This is a genomic window from Streptomyces sparsus, assembly GCF_054776295.1.
Genome location: NZ_BAAHCA010000650.1, coordinates 1 through 2810, shown reverse-complemented (window position 1 = coordinate 2810; position 2810 = coordinate 1). Strand labels below are relative to the sequence as shown.

General features: G+C 72.9%; 2 protein-coding genes. Both read left to right on the top strand.

Going from position 1 to position 2810, the window contains the following annotated elements:
* Positions 1 to 1016 (top strand): DNA polymerase III subunit delta' (locus ACYVE9_RS21645; RefSeq protein ID WP_461029557.1); only part of this gene is annotated, 1016 nt, incomplete at its 5' end.
* 69 nt (positions 1017 to 1085) lie between these two features.
* Positions 1086 to 2684: an alpha/beta hydrolase gene (locus tag ACYVE9_RS21640; RefSeq protein ID WP_461029556.1), complete on the top strand. Its 1599-nt coding sequence runs from the start codon at positions 1086 to 1088 to the stop codon at positions 2682 to 2684.
* Positions 2685 to 2810 lie beyond the last annotated feature (126 nt).

Below are 2810 nucleotides of genomic sequence, written 5' to 3'. Positions count from 1 at the left end.
GGGCCTTCGCCGCCGCGCTGCAGTGCGTCAGCCCCGACCGCGCGCTCGGCGGCGCGCCCGGCTGCGGCTTCTGCGACGGCTGCCACACCGCGCTGGTCGGCTCGCACGCCGACGTCGAGGTCATCCGCACCGACCAGCTCAGCATCGGCGTCAAGGAGACCCGCGACCAGGTGCGCCGCGCGCAGCTCTCGCCCGCCTCCGGCCGCTGGCAGGTCATCGTGCTGGAGGACGCCGACCGGCTCACCGAAGGCGCCGGCAACGTCCTGCTGAAAGCCATCGAGGAACCGGCGCCGCGCACGGTGTGGCTGATGTGCGCGCCGTCCACCGAGGACGTGCTGCCCACCATCCGCTCCCGCTGCCGGCACCTCGCGCTGCGCACCCCGCCGGTGGCGGCCGTCGCCGACCTGCTGACCCGGCGCGACGGCATCAGCCCCGAGTTGGCCGCCGAGTGCGCCCGCGCCACCCAGGGGCACATCGGCCGGGCCCGCCGTCTCGCCACCGACGAGCGGGCCCGCGCCCGCCGCACGGCCGTACTCCGGCTGCCGCTGCGGGTGGAGAGCGTCGGCGGCTGCCTCAAGGGCGCCCAGGAACTGATCGACGCGGCCACCGAGGACGCCAAGCAGGTCGCCGAGGAGCACGACCACAAGGAGACCGAGGAGATGCGGGCCGCCATGGGCGGTGTCGAGGGCAAACGCATGCCGCGCGGCACCGCGGGCGTCATGAAGGACCTGGAGGACCGCCAGAAGCGCCGCGCCACCCGCACCCAGCGCGACTCCCTGGACCTCGCCCTCACCGACCTCACCGCGTTCTACCGCGACGTGCTGGCCCGTCAGCTCGGCAGCTCCCTCGGCAGCAGCGGCGACCCGGAGACCGTCGCCCGCATCGCCGACCAGAGCCGCCCCGAGCAGACCCTGCGCCGCATGGAGGCCATCCTCAGGTGCCGTGAGGCGCTCGACCGCAACGTCTCTCCGCTGCTCGCCGTCGAGGCCATGACGATGGCGCTCCGCGCAGGTTGACCGCTATCGGTCCGGCTGCCCGTTATACGCTCCGATGAAGCGCACCGACCAGGCAGCGAGGGCTCATCGATGGAAACCAGGCGGTTGCTCCGCACATCCGGCGTCTTCCTGGCGGCGGCCGTGCTGCTCGTCGCGGGTTGCACCTCCGGCGGATCGTCCGACACGGGCGGACCCTCCGGAGCGGACCCGTCCGAGTCGGCGGAACGCCAGGCCGGTACGGACACCCTGCTCGAACCGCTGCCCGCCGCGATCCCGGACGAGCTGGACCGCTACTACTCGCAGAAGCTGAGCTGGCGGGACTGCGGGGTCCAGGGCTTCGAGTGCAGCACCATGAAGGCGCCGCTCGACTACGACGCCCCCGACGCCGACGAGGACCTCTCGCTGGCCGTGGTGCGCAAGAAGGCCGACGGCGACGGCGAACCGCTGGGCTCACTGATGGTCAACCCGGGCGGCCCGGGCAGCTCCGCCGTCGACTTCGTGCAGATGGCGGCGGGTATCGGGTTCCCGGCGAAGGTGCGCGCCCGCTACGACATCGTCGGCCTGGACCCGCGCGGAGTCGGCCGCAGCGAACCCGTCAAGTGCCTCAGCGACGAGGAGATGGACCGCTACACGCAGACCGACACCACCCCCGACGACCAGGGTGAGGTCGACGAACTCGTCTCCGCCTACGACAGGTTCGCCGCCGGCTGCGAGAAGCAGGCCGGCGAGCTGCTCGGACACGTCTCGACCATCGAGGCCGCACGCGACATGGACGTGCTGCGGGAGGTGCTCGGCGACCGCAAGCTCAGCTACGTCGGCTTCTCCTACGGCACCTTCCTCGGCGCCACCTACGCCGGCCTCTTCCCGTCCCGCTCCGGACGCCTCGTCCTGGACGGCGCGATGGACCCGTCGCTCCCCGCCGAGCAGCTCAACCGCGACCAGACCGCCGGCTTCGACACGGCCTTCAACGCGTTCGCCGAGGACTGCGTCGAGCGGTCCGACTGCCCGCTGGGCACCGAGAGCGCCACCGACGCCGGCAAGCGGCTGAGCGCGCTCTTCGAGAAGCTCGACCGCGACCCGCTGGAGACGGGCGACGAGCGCAAGCTCGTCGAGTCCCTCGCCACCACCGGCGTCATCCGCGCGATGTACGACGAAGGCGCCTGGCCGATGCTGCGCACCGCCCTCGCCGAAGCCAACAGGGGAGAGGGCGCCGGGCTGCTCGCCCTGTCCGACGACTACTACGAACGGGACGCCGACGGGTCCTACGACAACATCATGTACGCCAACGCCGCGATCAACTGCATCGACCAGGAAGCCGCGTTCACCTCCCCCGGCGAGGTGCGCAAGGCGGTGCCGTCCTTCGAGGAGGTGTCGCCCGTATTCGGCCGCGGCTTCGCGTGGGCGGGACTCAACTGCGCGGCCTGGGAGGTCGAACCGACCGGGGAGGCCAACCGCATCGAGGCGGAGGGCGCCGACCCGATCCTCGTCGTCGGCACCACCCGCGACCCCGCCACCCCCTACGTCTGGTCCGAGGCACTGGCCGAGCAGCTCGACTCCGCCACGCTGCTCACCTACGAGGGCGACGGCCACACCGCCTACCTGCGGGGCGACCCCTGCATCACCGAGGCCGTCAACGACTACCTGCTGGAGGGCGACACCCCCGAGGACGGCAAGCGCTGCTCGTCCTGAGGGGCACTCCCGAGGAGCTGGCCCCGGGCCCGGTTCGGGAGCCCCGCCGGCTCGGGAGCCCCGCCGGTCCGGGAGCCCCGCCGGTTCGGGAGCCCCGCGGTTCGGGGGCCCGCCGGTTCGGGGCCG